The following is a 17,829-nucleotide window of genomic DNA, read 5'->3' as shown; positions in this document are numbered from 1 at the left end:
ATGACTACCAGCGTGCTCCGGCAGATCGCCGCCTGGTGCCTGCACTACCCCGACGACGAGCTGTACCGGCACCTGCCGCTACTGCGGGACGCCGCGCGCGAACTCGCCCCGCGGCCGGAAGTGGCCGCGTTGCACGAATTCCTCGGCTACCTGGGTGCTGCCGATCAGGCTGAGGCGGCCGCACATTACGTCGAGGTGTTCGACACCAAAGCGCGGCGATGCTTGTACCTGACCTGGTACACCGACGGCGACACCCGGCGCCGCGGCGAAGCGCTGCTGCAACTCAAACAGACCTATCGCGTGCACGGTATGGAACCCGCGGGCGACGAACTCCCCGACTACCTGCCCACCTTGCTTGAATTCGCCGCGACCTGCCCTGGCGGCGCGACGGCGGCCGCCCGGCAGCTGCTCGCGTGGTTCCGGCCCGGCGTCGAACTGCTCGCCGCGAACCTGGCCCGGTTCGGTACTCCCTACACCGCGGTGGTGGCCGCCGCGCTCGGCACCTTCCCGGCCGCGATTGCGCGACCACCCGAACATCCACCGCTCGAACTGGTCGGCATCGACCCCTACCCGCGGCCGGTGACCTCGGGCGGCCGCCGATGACCAGCACCCTCGACATCCTGCTCTGGGCGGTACTCCCGTACGTGACGGTAGCGATCCTGGTGCTCGGCACGATCTGGCGGTACCGCTACGACCGGTTCGGCTGGACCACGCGTTCCTCCCAGGTCTACGAGTCCCGGCTGCTGCGCGTCGGCAGCCCGATGTTCCACTTCGGACTGCTGGTGGTCGTGATCGGACACTTCGTCGGCCTGGTGATCCCGAAGTCGCTCACCACCGACCTCGGCTTGTCGAACGAGGGTTACCACGTGATGGCACTCAGCCTCGGCGGCGTCGCCGGGATCTGCACCCTGACCGGGATCGGGATCCTCATCTGGCGGCGCCGCACCACCGGACCGGTGTTCCTGGCTACCACCAAGAACGACAAGACCATGTACGTCGTGCTCGTCTGCGCTTTGGTCGCCGGACTCGCGACCACGGTCATCTCGGTCGTCTCGCCGCACCAGACCGACTACCGCGAAACCGTGTCGCCGTGGTTCCGCAGCCTATTCATCCTCCAGCCGGAGGCCGGACTGATGGCACAGGCTTCGCTGAGCTTCAAGGTCCACGCCGTGGTCGGCATGGCGCTCTTCGCGATCTGGCCCTTCACCCGGCTCGTGCACGCCTTCAGCGCGCCGATCCAGTATCTCTTCCGGCCCTACATCGTCTACCGCAGCCGGGAAAGCAGCGCCGCCGGAACCCGGCCGGTCCGTCGCGGCTGGGAGCAACGGTGACTTCTCCCGAGCGGGGCTTGGCGAGGCTGCACCTGGACAGCCTCGAACGGCGGCACAACCCGAAGCTCGTCGCGGCCGTCTACTCGGCGATCAACTCGTTCATCTCGATCGCCCTGATCGCGACCGCCGCCATGCTCTCGCATCAGCCGCTTGTGTTCCCCTCACTCGGGCCCACCGCGTTCCTGCTCTTCTCCACCCCGACCCTGCCCACCGCCAGCCCGCGCAACACCGTCCTCGGGCACCTGATCGGCATCGGCGCCGGCGCGCTCGGGCTCGCGATCACCGGACTGCTCGCCGTACCACCGAACCTGGCCGACGTCACCTTCCCGCGCGTCCTCGCCGCCGCGATCGCCCTCGGCCTGACCTGCGGGCTCATGCCGCTGCTCGGCCTGTCCCACCCGCCCGCCGCCGCGACCACGTTGATCATCGCGCTCGGTCTGCTCCGCACCCCGCACCAACTGCTCGTGACGTTCCTCGGGGTCCTGCTGATCACCGCACAAGGCATCGCGATCAACCGGCTCGCCGGCGTCCGCTACCCGCTCTGGGCACCCGAGAAGGCACACTGAAATCATGCGCAGACTCTCCCTGGACGCCGTCGCACGCGAGCAGCTCGAGCGGGCGCGTGCGGCGGCGAGCGGCCGTGCCGCGGAAACCGTGTACGGAGGACACGAACACCACCTCAGGCAAACCGTGATCGCACTGACCGGCGACACCAGCCTCGCCGAACACGCCAATCCCGGCGAGGCGACCGTGCACGTCCTGACCGGCCGCGTCCGCCTCGACGCCGGCGACGTCTCCTGGGAAGGCCGCCGAGGCGACCTGCTCCTCATTCCCCAGGAACGGCACAGCCTGCACGCCCTCGAGGACTCGTCCGTCCTACTCACCGTCGTCAAACACGACTGAGGCTCACGATGATCTCGAGGCCACGTTGGCAGTGGAGGTAGTCGTCGCGATCGCACTGGAATCAGGCGTGTCGGGCCTGAACCGGTCGGCACTCGGCTTGCTTGCGCTCAGAGGGGCGCGCCTTTCAGAGCAGTGACACGTCTGGGTGGTTTGGGTTCCATCCGAATGTGTCGCGGGAGGACCGCTCGTAATGTTGGGATCGGTTCTGGCGGCGCGCCCCCGCAGCGACGCAGGACCAACGACCTGGAAGTCTGACGAGCAACGCCGACACTTGGCCGCGAGGAAGGCCCGGTGCGGTCATTTCTGAGCAACATTGATCATGGTGGTGATCGTTTAGTGCGGTCAGAATCGGCGGACATGTGCGGTCGGTTCTCACGGTCAGAGTCACTGCGGGTCAACGACCTATCTCCTTCGTGAAATAGGCGGCTGCCTTCCGGAGAATCTCCTTCTCCAGCTCCGCCACCCGCTTACACCGCCCCGAGGGTCGCGTTCCTGCTCCTTGCCGCCGACACCGGCCTCGGCCTCCGACGCGTTCTCGGTGCGTTCGGCGTTGCGGGCCCAGGTGCGCAGGGTTTCGTGATTGACCCAGCTCACGGGCCACCTGAGCCAACGGGCGAGTCGGGGAACGTACCAACGCGAGTGCGTCCAGACGGAATCCGCGTCCGGAACTCCCCGGATGGGCCCCGTGCATTGCCATCACCTTCAGCACGAGGATCGAGGCATGATGCAACTCATCGAGTATGTTCCCTGAACCGTCCGGGTACCGTCGAGTGTCGCCGCACGCAGACGTCGGAGGCGAGGCCACCCATGGCCTCAACCTCCGGCGCCCGTGGAGCTAGGAATGCGAGGCCTGCACCGGCTGGCGATGGTGCAGGGTTTCCAATGCCTCGACCACCACCTTGGGGTTGTGCTGTCCCTTGTAGACAGCGGGTGGTTTCCGGTCGAGGTTCAGCAGTTGGGCCACGGCAGTCCACGCGGTGCGCACCGAGTACTCCACGGTGAACACGACGTCGTCGGGAACTTCGGCGTATTGGCCGACGAAGGCGAGGTTGGTGGACCCGGCCGGCACGACCGCGGGGCGGTCACCGCCCTTATGGACGAGGAACTGGCTTGTGATGTAGGGCATCATCGCGGGAAGTACGATGGAGTTGTTCAGGATTTGCTCGCGTATGTTGTCGAAATGCAGGTGCCCGAGCACCTCGGTGAGGATCTTCCGGCCGGAACTCTCGGCCATGGTCTTGCCATTGTGGTCGCCTTTGTTGTTGGGGAACAAGGCATAGCCCCACCAGACGAAGGTGTCATGCGGCTGTCCGTGGAAGTGCGGCTGGTGGTTGAGCACGATCGTCAACAGCCAGCGAGAGTCCTTGAAGGTGATCAAACCGCCCTTACCGGCCTCGCTACCGCTGAACTCCTCCATCAGCGCGAAGAACGCGGGATCCTTGGTGGTCACGGTGAACGAACCCCAGACCGAGTCCTCAATGGTCGAATCGAACACCTCCGGGCGGCCGAACGTGGCGTCCTTGGCCGCCAAGGTATGCCACAGCTTCCACGAACCAGCCGTGTGCGAGGTGTCCAACACCGGCGCCCGGTCGGTGGAGCCTAGAGTGGAATCGGCGGTCATCGACCCGTTGGTCACGAACACCAGGTCCTCTGCGCCGATCGGAATCTGCTCGGTGGCCCGCCGCGCGTCCACTGCAGGGCCCGAACGGTCACCTGGTTGCCGGAGGCGAACACCAGGTCGGTCACCGTGGTGTTGAGTTGGATAGTCACGCCCTTGGAATCGAGCCAAGCCAGCAGCGGCCGCACGATCGAGTCGTACTGGTTGTATTTGGTCCGGTAGATCCCGGACATGGTGTCGAAGGTCTTGAACAGGTGCACGAACCGGTTGAGATAGCGGCGGAACTCGATCGCACTATGCCAGGGCTCGAAGGCGAACGTGGTGCACCGCATGAACCAGAAGTTGGTGGTGAAGAAGTCCGGATGGAAGCAGTCGGAGATCCGCTTGCCGTCTAGCAGCTTCTCCGGGGTCGCCACGCATTTGATCAGCTCGAGCCGGTCCTGATCGGTGAACCCCATCGAATGGGCCTCGACCTTGTTGCCGCCCTTGTCGATCAAACGGGCGTGGTCGTACCAGGCGAAGTTCTCCTGGAAGTCGAAGGTATCCTGGGTCACCGACTTCGACGGATCATCCAGCGACGGAATCGACTTCAGCAGGTCATAGGTGCAGTCGAAATGCACTTCGAACATGCGCCCACCACGCATCGTATAACCGGTATCTGGAGAGCCCACCGCGTCCAGGCTTCCGCCCATGCGATCCTGCTCTTCCAGGATCGTGATGTCCGAGCCGGAGAATCGTCCCTCCCGAATCAGGAATGCCACCGCCGACAGCGACGCAATCCCACTACCCACCAGGTATGCCTTCGCCGCAGAGTTCTCCCGTCCACGCAAGGAAGCGGCCGGCAGCCAGAGCCCGCGCACGACAGTTACGTCACCACGAGTAAAGCCTCTTGACCGTATTCCGTTGGCCGCGGCGGATATGTCACCGCGGATCTTTCCGATCGAGCCCACATCGACGCCTCGGCCAGTCCTCGTGACTAACAAGGCGTCAAACTGAAGTCATCCATAAGCTGGCCGAGTGTAAGCACTCCCTTTCGTAAGGTAACAGGAAATCAGCTCCGCGCAAGCCGCTGTGGACAGTCGATCGGCGGGCCGCCGACCGTTATCAGCCGAAACGTCCGAATCTGTAGGTTCACCGCTCGCCACGGACAGTGGAATCACCCGATTACACGACAAACCGAATCACGATGAGCGCTTTCGCAATTGTGCGTGTAGCTCATTTCCACATGTAGTATCACCTAATCGGGTGACGCATTTGGACACCGTGTGATCGAGTTGTCGAGCGTCGAGGACCGTGCCGTTGCCGTCCGCGCTATCGATCTCTGACCGATCGATCGACGGATCTATGTTCACCTCGATGAATGACAGCAGCGTCGTCCGACGTGGACATACACCGAGAACCACGCGACCATGGATCGGTACAGTGTGTGGAGGGAGCTGCTCGATGAGCTACCAAGGTCCAGTGAGCCGGATTGCTTTCGACTACAGGAGATTGTGGGCCGGCGGCGCTGCGACCGCCGCGGTCGCCGCTCTCGTGGCGGTGGTAGGCCTACTCATCGCCCGGGGACTGTTCGACGTGGCGGTTCTTGCGCCAAAAGGCGGTGGGATCTGGGGCAATGCGAATACTCTCACCTATGCCCTCATTGCCGCTGCGGCTGCACTCGGCGCGACCGGATTAGCGCACGTGCTGTGTGTGACGACCGCAACACCCGGTCAGTTCTTTGGGTGGATCATGGCGCTGGTGACGCTGATCGCGATCGTGTTGCCTCTGACACTGAGTGTCAGACTTGACGCCAAAGTGACCACCGCGTTGATCAACCTGGTCATCGGACTGGCTATCACGGTGCTGGTCAGCAGCACTGTAACCAGCGCGCGCCGGCCGCAGTTCCCTTCGGCGCAGGCCGTAGATGTCACCGACTCGTGGAGATCGCGCCCTAACGATCGCCGTTGACGCCTCTCATGGCCTGTCCATTGTTCGGACCGCGACCGTCCGTGATTTGTTGTGTCCATCTGCGTGGACATGTTCACGCAGACGGTGTCGGTGTCACCCGACGTCGTGCTAGCCATGCGAGTTGCCGCAAGCTCAAGGCCGCAGACATACGTGGGTTTCGCGAGGATGACGACGGGTTGTGTTCGAGAATGCTGCGGCCGGCCGGTCGTTCACTCGTCCGGTGAGTGCGACAGTTGTCGGGATGCGTAAGCGAGATTGTTCCAGCATTCTGATTTGGTGACCGTCCTCTCGGGACCGTCGCGTGATGTCGGGAGTGGAGACTCGATGGAATCGAAACTTCATTACACCGTCCGCGGTCTGATGCCCAGGGCACGGTCCGACCTGACGCGATTGGTGGCGTTTCAATCGGTGGCTGATCCGCAGCAGGTCCCACCGCAGGAATGTCGCGCCACGGCCGAGTGGCTGGTGTCCGCATTCACCGAAGCCGGACTGGGCGAGATGCGGACGGTGCGCACCTCCGACGGGAGCGACGCGGTGGTCGGCAACGCGCCGGGACCGGACGGCGCGCCTACGGTGTTGTTGTATTGCCATTACGACGTGCAGCCGCCGTTGGACGAGCAGGCATGGCGGACGCCGCCGTTCGAGCTGACTGAGCGAGACGGCCGCTGGTATGGGCGGGGCTCAGCGGACTGCAAGGGCAATATCGTGATGCACCTGACCGCGTTGCGGGCGTTGGGTGCCGCTGATTTCCCGGTGGGGCTGAAGTTCGTCGCCGAGGGATCGGAGGAGCAGGGCACCGGCGGGCTGGAGGAGTTGGTAGCACAGCAGCCGGAACTGTTCGCCGCCGATGCGATCCTGGTGTGCGATACGGGAAACTTCGCACCCCGCCTGCCGACCGCGACCACCTCGTTGCGCGGGCTGGTCAACGTGGTGGTCTCGGTGTCTACCTTGAACGGTGAGATCCACTCCGGGATGTTCGGTGGGCCCGCCCCGGACGCTCTGGCCGCGTTGGTGCGTCTGCTGGACTCGCTGCGCGACGCGGAAGGTAGCACCACCATCAAGGGGTTGGACGCCGGTGGCCGGTGGCAAGGGGTGGCCTATCCGGCGGCGCAGTTCCGGGCCGACGCCGGAGTGCTGGACGACGTGACGCTGTTGGGCTCCGGTGAGATCGCCGATGAGTTGTGGGCCAGGCCCGCGGTGACCGTGCTCGGGATCGACTGCCCGCCGGTGGTGGGCTCCGCGGCGGCGGTGCCGGCCTCGGTGCGGGCCCGGGTGAGCCTGCGGGTACCGCCCGGTGTCAACTCCGACAAGGCGCTGGCGGCGTTGACCGAGCACCTGCAAGCGGCGGCTCCGTGGGGCGTCAAGGTTTCGGTGGACACGGAGGCGGTGGGGCAGCCGTTCCAGGCCAAGACCGACGGTCCGGCCTACGCCGCGCTCGGCGCGGCCATGCGGGCGGCGTACGGCACCGACATGGTCTTCGCCGGCCAGGGCGGCTCCATCCCTCTCTGCAACGTGCTGTCGACCATGTTTCCCACGGCGGAGATCGCGCTGATCGGTGTGGAGGAGCCGCACTGCCTGATCCACGCGCCCAACGAGAGCGTCGATCCCGTCGAGATCGAGCACATGGCGTTGGCGGAGGCGTTGTTCATGAAAGAATACGCCGCGACCGGGCATGGTCGGAGTTCGCGATGACCGCCGCTGATTCGTCCCGAGCACAGACCAGGTCATCTGAGCTGGCGCCTGCGACGAGCAAGGTCGCCGCGCCGCCCAGCACGATCTCCTGGGTGACGCTGGCGTTGATGACAACGAGTTCGGTCGCCAGCCTCCGCTCGGCGCCGACGATGGCCATCTACGGGTTGACGTGCGTGTTCTTCTACGTCATCCCGGCTGTCTGCTTCCTGTTGCCGACTGCGCTGGTGTCCGCGGAACTGGCGTCGGGCTGGGCCGGTGGGGTATACCGGTGGGTCGGAGAAGGTCTGTCCAAACCGTTGGGCTTCCTGGCCGTGTGGTGCCAGTTCGCGATGACGATCTTCTACTATCCGAGCCTGCTTGCTTATGTGGCCAGCACGTTCGCCTACGTCATCGACCCCAGGCTGGCCAGCAACGGCCTCTACACCGCCATGGTGATCATCATCCTGTTCTGGACGGGTGTCTACATCTCGGCGCGGGGCACCAAAGCCGTGGCCGGGTTGTCCAGCGCGGGCCTGGTCATCGGCACGCTGATCCCCGGCGCGTTGCTCGTCCTGTTGGGGCTGATCTTCCTCGGCCAGGGCAACGCGTCAGCGGCACCGATGACCGCCGATCACCTGCTGCCGCAATGGACCGGGCTGGCCAGCCTGGTGCTGATTGTCAACAACTTCCTGGCCTACTCCGGCATGGAGATGAACGCGGTGCACGTCTCCTCGCTGCGCAAGCCAGCCACCGAGTTCCCGAGAGCCATGTTCGTGTCCTGCGGGCTGGTGCTGGTGATCTTCATCGTGCCGGCGCTGGTGATCAGCTGGGTGGTCCCGGCGGGGAACCTGAGCCTTACCGCGGGCGTGATGCAGGCCTTCGACGGGTTCTTCAGTCACTTCGGGATCGGGTTCATGACCCCGATCCTGGGCGTGCTGCTGATCGCGGCGGCGCTCGGCGGCATGCTCACCTGGTTGGCCGGGCCATCCAAAGGCCTGTTGATGATCTCACGGGAAAACGGCTACCTGCCGCCGTTCCTGCAACGGCTCAACAAGGCGGGCGTGCAGCAGAACATCCTGGTGACCCAGGGCGTGGTCACCACGTTGATCGCGTTGATGTACGCGCTCATCCCGGACGTGTCCAGCGCCTACTGGATCCTGTCGGCGATCACTACCCAGGTGTACCTCATCGTCTACCTGCTGATGTTTGTAGCGGCGCTGCGTCTTCGCCGACGCTACCCCGACCACCCGCGCGGGTTCACCGCGCCCGCGCTCAAAACGTTGTGCACGGTCGGCTTCGCCGCCTCAGCCGCCGCGATGTTCATCGGGTTCGTCCCCCCGTCACAGTTCGGCGATGGGAATCTGATGGCCTATCTCGCGATCGTCGGCGGCGGCATGGGCGTGATCGGACTGCTGGTTCCGTTGCTGTTGCTGAAATTCCGGCGGCCCGCATGGCAGACCGCGCCGACCACCGCAGGTGGTGCTGAGCAATGATTTCTCACACACCGAGCGCACCACAGCACTCCGTTGATGGGCACGGCAACCCCCGCGCCTATCGGATCATGTACCTCATTCTGGCCGCAGCCTTCGTGGTGCTCACCGCGACCGCGGCGATCGCCTACCACCAGGCCCGGGTTGACCAACAGGACCTCGACAAGGCCAAAGAACTACAGGCTCGCTTCGCCGCCGCCCGCCTGCCCTTCTCCCTGGATCTGAACGACATCACCCGAATGTTCCGCAGCGACGGCGGAGCCGTGTGCGCCAACCCCGACAGCGCGCTACAACAAGCCCGATGGCAACAGGACATGTCCAACGGAGCCGCCGGCCCCGGCCAACGGCCCATCATCTCCGACCGCGACATCGCCCTCGCCGACACACTGATCATCGACACCTACTGCCCAAGGAAACTGCCCGACTTCAGAGCCAAAGTCGACAACCTTAAACTCGACGACACCGCCGGTTAACCAAAAACAGACCTCGTGACCTCCGCTGTAACCGTGGTGATCGGCCGGTCGACGAGGCGCGGTTTTCGTGACGCGAGTCCACCCCCGGGGAGGTTCCATGCGCGAGGGCCCGATCGCCGATGCGGAAGCTGCTGCCGCCGAGCTCAGCACTCCCGACGCGCCGTTGGGCAGGCGGGGCAAGCCGTTTGACCGACGTTCGCCGTTCCTGGTTGGCATGGCGGCCGCCGCTGGGGTTGCCGTGATCTACGGGCTGGCTCAACTACTGCTGAGCGTCCGGGGAATCATGATTCTCGTCGGACTGGCGTTGTTCCTGGCCGTGGGGCTGGAACCGGCGGAGTCCTGGCTGGTCGCTCGCCGCAGATCCTGCGCGCCGAGCCGGTGTCGGACCCGGGCCTCGCTGCCGCCCAACCCGGGCGGAACGGAGTATTGGTTGCCACGAAAGGAAACCAGCGCTTGCGGCGAGACGGTCCGGGCCTGATCGAACTCGGCGGGGAACGCGGTCAGTGGTGCCGGATGCAGCCGCTCCGCGGCCGCGAGATCAGCGACTGTGGTGCGCTCGCCGTCGCGGACCCGGCGGCGGTTGTCGAGCTTGAACGCGAGACGGTCCAGCCCCGGCCTGCGCCTCGGCGATCGTCACGTCGTCGCCCAGCGAGCGCCACCAGCGTTGCGCGGCCGCGTGGTTGGCCTTCTCCACCACGCCTTTCCGATTCCCGCGCCGAGGAGGACACGTCACCGACCGGACGCCGTAGTGCTTGGCGACCTGCGCGAACGCGGGAAGGATCCTGCCCGAGGACGGGTAGCAGACCGTCGCCATCCGGTCGAACCGCCAGACGCGGGTGACGCCGCCGAGCTGGCGGACGACGGCGTCGATCGCCTCGACCAGATGCGGAAATTCCTCGGACTCGGCCAGAACACCGCGCCACTTGCTCGAGTGCGCCAGCGCGCCGACCAGCAGATGCGCCTGCTTCCCAACGCCCCAGCCCTCCGGCGGATTCGGCAACTCCAACCAGTCCCACTGGGTTTCCTCGCCCGCCGGATGCGTGATGATCGCGACGTCGCGGCCGCGGGAAACCTGACACGGTTCGCAGTGCGGCCGCAGCCGATAGCGGCGCAGCGCACGGGTGAACGTCGAGTAGCCGCCCCGGTAACCCAGCTCGGCGAGCTCGTCCAGCAGCGTCGACGCCCACAAATGCGGATCATCGGCAAGCCGCGCCCGGCAGTAGGCGACGAACGGCTCGAACGGGTCCACCGTCGACGACCGGCGTGCGCCGGGAACGACCTCGTCAGCCAGATACCGGCGGATCGTTTTGCGATCACGCCCGAGATGTCTCGCGATCGCCGAGATCGACCAGCCCTGAGCACGCAGCGCCTGCGCCTCCACGTCTTCCTCCACTGTGAGCATCTCGGCCTCCCCGCAACTGTCCACGGTGATCAACACCGAGAACCGTCACTCGCAAGCCTGTGACCAGCGCAAACAACACGCCGACAAGACACCCCAACTGGGGAAATTCAGAGAGCAGGTCCGTCCCTATTCGCAGAGCGCCATCAGTGCTGGCGGAGGAGTACGGCTCGTTCATTCCTGAGTCCCTCCGGCCTGCCAGCCACTGCCATTCATCGCGTCGGCGTGATCGACGTCGTAGGGCCAAGCTACGCGACAGACCGTGGCTCACTCCACACCAGCAGATCACCGAAGTATCGGCAGAGGGTTCGACGATGTACGTACCTGGGTTGAAGTTGCGCCTGGTCAGGACCTTGACCCTGGGCATCGTGTCTACGACGTAGAGGAAGTCGGTGCGGGGCTGACCTTCATCGAGCCACCTCATGATGATGGTACGGAGTACTTGCCGTTCACTGCTATTGCGTTCTGGCACAACAATGTGTGTCAAATCGCGACCCTGGTGAACTGTGCGGTTAGGCTCCGGGGAGGATCATGGCGCGTAGGGGCGCTGATCGACTTGATGAAAGGCTGTACGGATGGCGCAGAAGGTTAGTGTCGAGATCATCGATGATCTCGACGGCGGTGAAGCGACGCAGACGGTGCCCTTCGGGCTCGACGGCGTGCAGTACGAGATCGATCTCTCCGACGAGAACGCTCAGGCGCTGCGCGATGAGTTCGAGCGCTTCGTTAAGGCGGGTACCCGTACCGGCGGGCGGAAGCTGCGGGTTGCGGCCGACCAGCCTACGGCGAGCGGTCGCGCGACGACGTCGACGGATCGTGAGCGTAACCAGCAGGTCCGTGCCTGGGCGTCAGAGAACGGGTACGCGATCGCTGAACGCGGACGAATCCCGAGCGACATCTACGAAGCGTTCGACGCCGCGCCGTCCGAAGACGGTGAACCGGATCCGGTGGACGAAGCTCCGACGAAGCCGGCTCGCAAGCGGACCCCGCGGAAGAAGAAGGCTGAGAGCTAGCAGTCCGCGGGCTGCTCTGATCCGGCGACATGCGCAATGTGCACGTTGCCGGATCAGAGCGGGTGCCGAGCCGTTGCCATGTTAGTCGAGCCAAGTTCTGCCAGCCGGGTTGCGTTATCCCTGTAGGCATGGGACGTCATGTGTTCCGCTCCGCTTGGTACCCGTCAACCTCGTCACAGTATCCGCACTTGGCGGAACAGCATTCTGGTTCGCCGAGGCGGGCATCGCCAATGAAGAGCACGACGAGAATCCAACCGTTGCATATTTGGCTGGCGACAGGCCCAGAAAACCCTTTCTATCGGGGTCTGCGCGGATACGGATTTCACGGTCATGGGCAGGTTGCGCAGGTCGCGACCTCGCCCGTGTTGTACGTGCACAACACGGAGTACGTTGGCGTGCGATCAGATGGGACCGACTTTGTCGCACCCGTCGCCGGTGTACCAGGCGTTTGGGTGTTCACGCTCGCAGCAATGTAGCTCACGCCCGGCGCGACGCAATGCCACCGGTCCCTGACCAATACAAAGTCGATCTTGATGACGATCAGGGATCCGTCACTGGTGCAGTGGTCGTACCAGGAGTGCCCGTTGGATTCGGAGTAGCCGCACGGCTTTGGTGCCAACTCGGTCGCGGATGCAATCCCGGCAGGGGCAGCCATCGCCAGCAGTGCTGCAGCGAGGACGGTCGCCGCCCGTTGGCGGATGACTGATGAGCGAGTCATGAACTACCTTTCGTCATAGCGTGCCGGGAGAGGCCGCGCGCGCAGATCTCCCGTGTAGTACGCATGGCGAAAGTTGGCCGAAGTTCCGAGGTTGGTGAGCCCAGGATCGACACATCTGGGTTCGTCGGGCCCGAAGACGACATCCAGCCAGATCCAGATCCGGGACCGCGCTTGGCCGGTTCGCATCGTTCGCGCTGCTTCCCTCGATGCCCCCTGGGAACCGATGCTCAACGCTCAGGTCGCTCGTGCTTCGACGCACGCCATTGTGAAAAGGCTCTCGCGGATCCCGCCGCGTAAGCGGTGTCGGCGTCACAGCAGCCCCGCCTGGTGCATGGATCGCGGTGGCGATCAGGCCGCTGCTGCCGAGGATGGCGCCGAGCAGGATTTTGAGCAGGGAAGGGCGCGCTGGTGGTCGTTGGTTGAGATTCTCGCGCTGCCGGCACGAGATGCAGGCCCTCCAGCCGGTGACTTCGAGGTCGGCCGGCGCTGACCACACCGAGCCCGGTACCGAGGGACGGGCTCCTCCGTTCAGCCGGCTCGGATCGCGTCGATCAGCATGTGCACGAGTTGCTCCACGCTGACCTGCCACGTGTCCTTGGCCAGATGACCGCTGAGCTCCATTCCCGCGATGCCGTGTGCACTCGACATCAGCAGCGCGCCGTACCGAGGCGCGTCGGATTCGCCGACCATATCCGCGACCAGGGCCAGGAACACGCCCTCGAGACGGCCCGCGGCCTCCAGGGCGGCAGGGGTATCGGCCGGAGCACTGAACATCAGCGCGTACCGGTGCGGCCACCGGCGAGCGACGCCGATCAACGCCAGGATGGCCCGCTCCAGCCGTATGCCCGAAGTGGACTCAAGGTTCTCACGAAGGTGCTCGACGTCGTCCGCCAGGGAACTCCACGCATTGATGGCGAGCTGGGCCAGCAAATGTTCTTTGTTCTCGAAGTGCCCGTAGGGCGCACCTCGCGAGACTCCGGCCCGCGCTCCGACGGCACGCAGGGTCACAGCGTCAGGACCGCCCTGGTCGAGCAACTCGGAAGCAGCGCGGACAAGAGCTTGCCGCGTGGCCTCGGCGGTCTCGGTGCGTGTCACACCGGCCATTCTAGTTGACAGTGTCATCCGAACTGGGCAGGCTATTCGCGTGACAGTGTCACATGAGTTGCCTGGCGCCGGCTCCGGCCGAATGAACTGGAGAGATCGACCCATGTCATCTCCGCGAGAACTCCTGCCCGATTTGACGGGCTGCAACATCGTGGTCACCGGGACGACTTCCGGCCTCGGCCTCGCCCTCTCCGGTGCGTTGGCCGCGGCCGGTGCCCGGATCCTCATGACCGTTCGCGACGCCGAGCGTGGAGCAGCGGCCGTCGACCAGGTGCGAGCCGGGATCGACGGCACCGGGTCGGCCGAACCCGTTCTGCTCGACCTGGCCGACCTCTCCTCGGTACGGGCCGCCGTTGAGCGTGGCCTTGCTGCGCCAGCCGGACCGGGGAGGGGGCGTCGCCAGTGCCGGACCATCCCGGCCTGGGAGAGCGTGAACCCGACGAACACCCCGATCGCGAACAGCGGGACCAGGGTGTTCATGTCGCCGTCGGTGATGACGAGCAGGATCGCGGCGGTGACGGCGAGGAACCCGACGCCGTAGCGATACACCTGCCGTTCCGCGCGCAGAGCGAACACGTGCGGCAGCTTGTTGTGTTTGGCGAGCAACTGGGCCAGCACGGGCAATCCGCCGAAGGGGGTGTTGGCGGCCAGGGCGAGCAGCGCCACGGTCGAGAACTGCACCAGGTAGAAGCCGAAGCCGTCACCCAAGGACGCGGTGGTCACCTGGGAGAGCACGGTGACGCCGTCCACCGGGTGGATGGCGAACTTCCCGATCAGCTGGGCGATCCCGATCAGCATCACGCCGAGCAGGCCGCCCCGCGCGATCTCCGCATGCTGCGCGCGCCGGACGTGAGGCTTGCGGAACGGCGGCGCCGCGTTGGCGATCGTCTCGATCCTGGTCAGCGCCGCGCAACCGTTCGCGGAAGCCTTGAGCAGCAACAGACTCCCGACCACCTGCTGGGCGCGGAGCTGGGGTGCCGCGGCATCGGCTACATGCTGGCCATCGGACGAGACCGCCGCGTCACTACGGGAGCCGGAATGGTCCGCCATGACGAGTCGGCCGGCCGCCTACGGAAACACCTGCAAGCAGGCGCGGTGGTGAAGGCGGGGAGTGCTTCTACGACCGGCCCTGATCGATCTCGCCCACAGGTTCACAGCATTGCTACTGCGCCGCCCCTCCTGCGCGGACGGCACGCCTTGTGGGGGCCGCGTTGTCGGTCCGGTTATTCTTCGCGGTGAAGCGTTCGGCCCGGCTTCCTGGAATAGCTTGACCTGCCGCGGGGGAGCCGAGCGAGTCTGCTCAGGACGCTCCACCAAACGTGGTTCCGAAATAGCCGACGATACTCCGACACGCGAGAGCTTGAGGACCGTCCACTTCCATGATTACGAGAAGGCCCTCCACGTTGTTCGGACACTTGAGACTGTCTGTCCGAACAACGTGGAAAAGCTCATTATCTTAGCCTCTTCCCATTGGGATGTCTTCGAACGTGAATGGAATGGAGAAGCCGAGTGGTACCACGTCATCTCCGGCACGACCAGTGATTTTTAGGCCAATTCCACCGGGTACCTGGCAGTAGTCAGACTCCACCACGGGTTTCAGTTTCGAGATAGGCGCCACATGCTTGCTCGAATTGTAGGGCGCATACGGAGCAAGACCCGACTTCGCCCACTCGCAGTGTCCTCCAACCTCTTTTGTTTGAGGATGCTTCTTATGCTGCCTGCTGATGTAGGTAATGTCGAGCCAGGTTGGCTGTTCAGGCGTGACCGCTACCTGCTGCTGGGCTTCGCAAACTGACGCAGCGCCAGCAAAACCTGTCGTCTCGGCCTCGTTGATCCATTTGTCAGTACATTTTGTCATCGTTCGTTTCCCCCCTTGCCAGACGGAGACGTCGACGACTTCCAGAAACCCGCGCTTCTTAGCGTCCGTTGCAGGCTTGCCAGGATAGACATATGCATCCTGCCATGTGTAAGGAAAGGGGATTGTGATGAACTCACCTTTGGCAAGAAGGTAAGGAACCTCCTTGGTTGACAACTTGATTGTCTGAGTTTTGACTCCATAGTCGGGGGGCAGGTAGATGCCCGCGTCGTATTGTGGGTCTTCCCATTCGAAGACCCCGCCCTTTTCCTTGAAGTCCTTCAGGAATTGCTCGATCCGGGCTTGCTTAGCGGCTCGCTCGCGTTCGGCCGCCTCGGCGTGCGCATGCGCAACGGCCCAAGAGATCAGACTGTACAACGCGAGTCCAACGCCGATCGCCGCAGCGCAGGGGCCGCATACGCCAGCTACCGTTACCCCAATTACTGACAAAGTACTGACGGCCACTCCCTCCATGTCGCCCTTTTGTGCAGCATTGAAGAAACTGATGCCCTGTCCGACGATCGGGATGATGCTGGTTATCGACTCAGCCTTGTCCAACGGCGATATATCGTTCCAGTTGTTGATCAACATCGCCATGGATACCCCATAGCTGGCTACCTGCAGAGCGCCAATGCCGCTAGCCTTCGCGCTCTTGGCTAGGTTCTGTAGCCTCGTATTGGCTTTGACCAACTTGGTGGCGTGGGCGAGGGCGCCCTTCGGCGTAGCTGTCGCGGCGTTGGGTTTCACCTTTTCCAGGCCGCTGCTAATCGCGCTAATAGCCCCCTCATTAGCACCGATCTGGTCGATGACCTTCTTGGCAATGGTTAGCTTGGAGTTGGTAGATGCCCAGTTTTGCCCAGCTACCTCGCAGATAGGTCCCTGAAGATCGGATTTGCATTCCGCCTTCAGTTTATCTAGGCCCTTCTCTGCATTAAGCTCGGGCTGTTGTGTCGGGCGGATACCTGTTTTGAGGGCCTGGTAGCCGCTGAGCACATGATCCATCGCGATCTTACCGAATCCGCCCTGCGACACCATTGCCCAGGGAATGTAGATCCGGGTGAACTCCCCTGCAGTCAACTCGTGATGGAAGGCCGAGTTCCTTCTCTCGGCTTGCTCAGGCTCGGGATACTGGGCGGTCAGCCGCAGGACCTTGCCTTGCCGCCCCAACATGTCCATTAACGTTCCTGTCGTCGACCCCGTGTAGCGCTGCTTGAGCTGCTTGATCACGCTGTCACGGTCGTCACCCGGATAAGTAACTCGCACCTCGGTTAGTTTCTTGCGCAGCACGACCCGAGCAACGCCTCCGGGGAGATCCGCCTGAACGTTTCCTGTACGATCGTCCTTGACGGTCACTTCGCCAATGCTTTGAGTGACAGCGGCCTCCTCGGGACTTGTGGTCAGCTCGAACCCATCAAAACAGCGCGGTCCTACTTTATCCTCGAGACGCTCGATCCCCTCGCACTCATGTGAGATTGGGAAATCTAGACGACGGACCTTCTGCTGCTTGAGGCTATCAACCTGACGAGGGGTAACGCCGCGAAAAGCTGTAAGATTGGTGACGTCGACCTCACTGATCTGCACTTCGCCTCGCGGGGCTGCGCCGGTCGGAGCGTCGAGGCCGAGTGTGCCGACAGCCACTGTGGTCGCCAGGGCGATAATTTTCTTGATGGCTAGTATTGCCATCACCTCCCAAAAGTGACGTCCGCGCGTCTGAGCGTCGAGACATGAACACTATTCATAGCACTGGGCGACGTAGCTTTCCGTCATTGCGCCGCCTCCCAATCGGTAACCGACCGCGTCATATTTGCATATCGCGGGTAATACGCTGAATCGTCCATTATGCACGGGCCAAGTCTGCTAGTGGCCGTTGTCCGCTACAGTACGCAATGTCAGGTTGCAAATATGGGTGATCCAGGCGTAAGTGGACCCCGAGTCGTCACAGGCTGCTAGTGCTAGTGCTTGTCACTTAGGGTCTCTACATCAACTCCCAGGGTCTTCTCTGTGCGCTAGAAGCACGCTCAACTCAACAGGGCACCAGTCAAAGAGCAACAAAGTCTATCCGCTTCCAGTTGATCGACAGCTCGCCAAATCTGCATTGCAAACCATGGCCGCGCGCGCATCCGGATCGAATCCAGAATGCGATCACTCAGTCGAGACCACTCGATTGAGTGACAGCACGCAGTGAGGATCTGTGCACCCGAATTTCTTGCGCACCCAACTCAATTTGCTGTGGATGTGCGACATCATCGAGCATCCCACTTGGGTAAACGCTAGACGATGCGTGGTGTTGGACGCGTTCCAGTC

18 protein-coding genes and 1 pseudogene are annotated in these 17,829 nt (G+C 63.8%); 10 read left to right on the top strand and 9 right to left on the bottom strand.

Annotated features, from left to right (window positions below):
- The 4 genes from narJ to ACLARN_RS40720 are packed head-to-tail and all read left to right on the top strand — an operon-like array spanning position 1 to position 2,234.
- Complete coding sequence (narJ, locus tag ACLARN_RS40735) at positions 1–603, top strand: nitrate reductase molybdenum cofactor assembly chaperone (RefSeq protein WP_409496821.1); 603 nt, start codon at positions 1–3, stop codon at positions 601–603.
- Positions 600–1,331: a respiratory nitrate reductase subunit gamma gene (gene narI / locus ACLARN_RS40730; protein ID WP_409496820.1), complete on the top strand. Its 732-nt coding sequence runs from the start codon at positions 600–602 to the stop codon at positions 1,329–1,331. Before narJ ends, narI begins: the two co-directional genes overlap by 4 nt.
- A complete protein-coding gene (locus tag ACLARN_RS40725) occupies positions 1,328–1,897 on the top strand; it encodes an HPP family protein (protein WP_409496819.1) in 570 nt (189 codons plus the stop codon). The genes narI and ACLARN_RS40725 overlap by 4 nt, the downstream gene beginning before the upstream one ends.
- A 4-nt stretch (positions 1,898–1,901) precedes the next feature.
- Positions 1,902–2,234, top strand: a complete 333-nt coding sequence (locus ACLARN_RS40720; protein ID WP_409496818.1) for a cupin domain-containing protein — start codon at positions 1,902–1,904, stop codon at positions 2,232–2,234.
- An 835-nt stretch (positions 2,235–3,069) separates the two neighbouring features.
- Here ACLARN_RS40720 and ACLARN_RS40715 read toward each other — a convergent pair.
- Entirely contained in the window at positions 3,070–3,870 is an 801-nt protein-coding gene (locus tag ACLARN_RS40715; RefSeq protein WP_409496817.1) for an oleate hydratase, read from the bottom strand.
- Positions 3,867–4,712 (bottom strand): oleate hydratase, encoded by an 846-nt coding sequence (locus ACLARN_RS40710; protein ID WP_409496816.1) that lies wholly within the window; start codon positions 4,710–4,712, stop codon positions 3,867–3,869. The genes ACLARN_RS40715 and ACLARN_RS40710 overlap by 4 nt, the downstream gene beginning before the upstream one ends.
- A 583-nt stretch (positions 4,713–5,295) precedes the next feature.
- Here ACLARN_RS40710 and ACLARN_RS40705 point away from each other — a divergent pair.
- From ACLARN_RS40705 to ACLARN_RS40690, 4 genes are all read left to right on the top strand, one after another.
- Complete coding sequence (locus ACLARN_RS40705) at positions 5,296–5,802, top strand: DUF6069 family protein (RefSeq protein WP_409496815.1); 507 nt, start codon at positions 5,296–5,298, stop codon at positions 5,800–5,802.
- Positions 5,803–6,126: 324 nt separating this feature from the next.
- The gene (locus ACLARN_RS40700) at positions 6,127–7,494 is read left to right on the top strand and encodes a dipeptidase (RefSeq protein ID WP_409496814.1); all 1,368 of its coding nucleotides are present in this window, start codon (positions 6,127–6,129) and stop codon (positions 7,492–7,494) included.
- A complete protein-coding gene (locus tag ACLARN_RS40695; RefSeq protein ID WP_409496813.1) occupies positions 7,491–8,966 on the top strand; it encodes an APC family permease in 1,476 nt (491 codons plus the stop codon). Before ACLARN_RS40700 ends, ACLARN_RS40695 begins: the two co-directional genes overlap by 4 nt.
- 68 nt (positions 8,967–9,034) lie before the next feature.
- Positions 9,035–9,436 (top strand): hypothetical protein, encoded by a 402-nt coding sequence (locus ACLARN_RS40690; protein ID WP_409496812.1) that lies wholly within the window; start codon positions 9,035–9,037, stop codon positions 9,434–9,436.
- A gap of 255 nt (positions 9,437–9,691) precedes the next feature.
- Here ACLARN_RS40690 and ACLARN_RS40685 read toward each other — a convergent pair whose 3' ends face one another.
- Positions 9,692–9,886 carry a hypothetical protein gene (locus ACLARN_RS40685; protein ID WP_409496850.1) on the bottom strand — a complete coding sequence of 65 codons (195 nt, stop codon included), beginning with the start codon at positions 9,884–9,886 and terminating at the stop codon, positions 9,692–9,694.
- An 88-nt stretch (positions 9,887–9,974) separates the two neighbouring features.
- Complete coding sequence (locus ACLARN_RS40680; protein ID WP_409496811.1) at positions 9,975–10,838, bottom strand: helix-turn-helix domain-containing protein; 864 nt, start codon at positions 10,836–10,838, stop codon at positions 9,975–9,977.
- A 572-nt stretch (positions 10,839–11,410) separates the two neighbouring features.
- Between ACLARN_RS40680 and ACLARN_RS40675 the strand changes: the two genes are divergently transcribed.
- Positions 11,411–11,848 (top strand): histone-like nucleoid-structuring protein Lsr2, encoded by a 438-nt coding sequence (locus ACLARN_RS40675; protein WP_409496810.1) that lies wholly within the window; start codon positions 11,411–11,413, stop codon positions 11,846–11,848.
- A gap of 328 nt (positions 11,849–12,176) precedes the next feature.
- On the opposite strand, the gene ACLARN_RS40670 is transcribed toward ACLARN_RS40675, so the two are convergent.
- The 3 genes from ACLARN_RS40670 to ACLARN_RS40660 all read right to left on the bottom strand — a co-directional run bounded on the left by ACLARN_RS40670 (position 12,177) and on the right by ACLARN_RS40660 (position 13,670).
- Positions 12,177–12,503 (bottom strand): DUF6355 family natural product biosynthesis protein, encoded by a 327-nt coding sequence (locus ACLARN_RS40670; RefSeq protein ID WP_409496849.1) that lies wholly within the window; start codon positions 12,501–12,503, stop codon positions 12,177–12,179.
- Positions 12,504–12,569: 66 nt separating this feature from the next.
- Positions 12,570–12,752 (bottom strand): DUF6355 family natural product biosynthesis protein, encoded by a 183-nt coding sequence (locus tag ACLARN_RS40665; protein WP_409496809.1) that lies wholly within the window; start codon positions 12,750–12,752, stop codon positions 12,570–12,572.
- Between the two features lie 342 nt (positions 12,753–13,094).
- Positions 13,095–13,670 (bottom strand): TetR/AcrR family transcriptional regulator, encoded by a 576-nt coding sequence (locus tag ACLARN_RS40660; RefSeq protein WP_409496848.1) that lies wholly within the window; start codon positions 13,668–13,670, stop codon positions 13,095–13,097.
- An 82-nt stretch (positions 13,671–13,752) separates the two neighbouring features.
- On the opposite strand from ACLARN_RS40660, the gene ACLARN_RS40655 reads away from it, so the two are divergent.
- Positions 13,753–14,211 (top strand): SDR family NAD(P)-dependent oxidoreductase, encoded by a 459-nt coding sequence (locus tag ACLARN_RS40655; RefSeq protein WP_409496847.1) that lies wholly within the window; start codon positions 13,753–13,755, stop codon positions 14,209–14,211.
- On the opposite strand, the pseudogene ACLARN_RS40650 reads toward ACLARN_RS40655, so the two are convergent.
- Positions 14,121–14,468 (bottom strand): annotated as a pseudogene (locus tag ACLARN_RS40650) (amino acid permease); the annotation flags it as partial. The gene ACLARN_RS40655 and the pseudogene ACLARN_RS40650 overlap by 91 nt on opposite strands.
- A 658-nt stretch (positions 14,469–15,126) precedes the next feature.
- A complete protein-coding gene (locus tag ACLARN_RS40645; protein ID WP_409496808.1) occupies positions 15,127–17,208 on the bottom strand; it encodes a hypothetical protein in 2,082 nt (693 codons plus the stop codon).
- Positions 17,209–17,829: the final 621 nt, after the last annotated feature.

Origin of the sequence: Amycolatopsis sp. cmx-11-12 (assembly GCF_046269425.1) — a bacterium.
In the GTDB taxonomy this organism is placed as follows: Bacteria; Actinomycetota; Actinomycetes; order Mycobacteriales; family Pseudonocardiaceae; genus Amycolatopsis.
The sequence above is the reverse complement of the archived record's forward strand: the minus strand, read 5'-3'. Positions and strand labels throughout refer to the sequence as shown.

Excerpts from the sequence above, each read along its gene's own strand:
- narJ (WP_409496821.1), top strand. The coding sequence starts at position 1 with ATGACTACCAGCGTGCTCCGGCAGATCGCCGCCTGGTGCCTGCACTAC.
- narI (WP_409496820.1), top strand. The coding sequence starts at position 600 with ATGACCAGCACCCTCGACATCCTGCTCTGGGCGGTACTCCCGTACGTG.
- ACLARN_RS40720 (WP_409496818.1), top strand. The coding sequence starts at position 1,902 with ATGCGCAGACTCTCCCTGGACGCCGTCGCACGCGAGCAGCTCGAGCGG.
- ACLARN_RS40705 (WP_409496815.1), top strand. The coding sequence starts at position 5,296 with ATGAGCTACCAAGGTCCAGTGAGCCGGATTGCTTTCGACTACAGGAGA.
- ACLARN_RS40700 (WP_409496814.1), top strand. The coding sequence starts at position 6,127 with ATGGAATCGAAACTTCATTACACCGTCCGCGGTCTGATGCCCAGGGCA.
- ACLARN_RS40695 (WP_409496813.1), top strand. The coding sequence starts at position 7,491 with ATGACCGCCGCTGATTCGTCCCGAGCACAGACCAGGTCATCTGAGCTG.
- ACLARN_RS40690 (WP_409496812.1), top strand. The coding sequence starts at position 9,035 with ATGTACCTCATTCTGGCCGCAGCCTTCGTGGTGCTCACCGCGACCGCG.
- ACLARN_RS40680 (WP_409496811.1), bottom strand. The coding sequence starts at position 10,838 with ATGCTCACAGTGGAGGAAGACGTGGAGGCGCAGGCGCTGCGTGCTCAG.
- ACLARN_RS40675 (WP_409496810.1), top strand. The coding sequence starts at position 11,411 with ATGGCGCAGAAGGTTAGTGTCGAGATCATCGATGATCTCGACGGCGGT.
- ACLARN_RS40670 (WP_409496849.1), bottom strand. The coding sequence starts at position 12,503 with ATGGCTGCCCCTGCCGGGATTGCATCCGCGACCGAGTTGGCACCAAAG.
- ACLARN_RS40665 (WP_409496809.1), bottom strand. The coding sequence starts at position 12,752 with ATGCGAACCGGCCAAGCGCGGTCCCGGATCTGGATCTGGCTGGATGTC.
- ACLARN_RS40660 (WP_409496848.1), bottom strand. The coding sequence starts at position 13,670 with ATGGCCGGTGTGACACGCACCGAGACCGCCGAGGCCACGCGGCAAGCT.
- ACLARN_RS40655 (WP_409496847.1), top strand. The coding sequence starts at position 13,753 with ATGAACTGGAGAGATCGACCCATGTCATCTCCGCGAGAACTCCTGCCC.
- ACLARN_RS40645 (WP_409496808.1), bottom strand. The coding sequence starts at position 17,208 with ATGGCAATACTAGCCATCAAGAAAATTATCGCCCTGGCGACCACAGTG.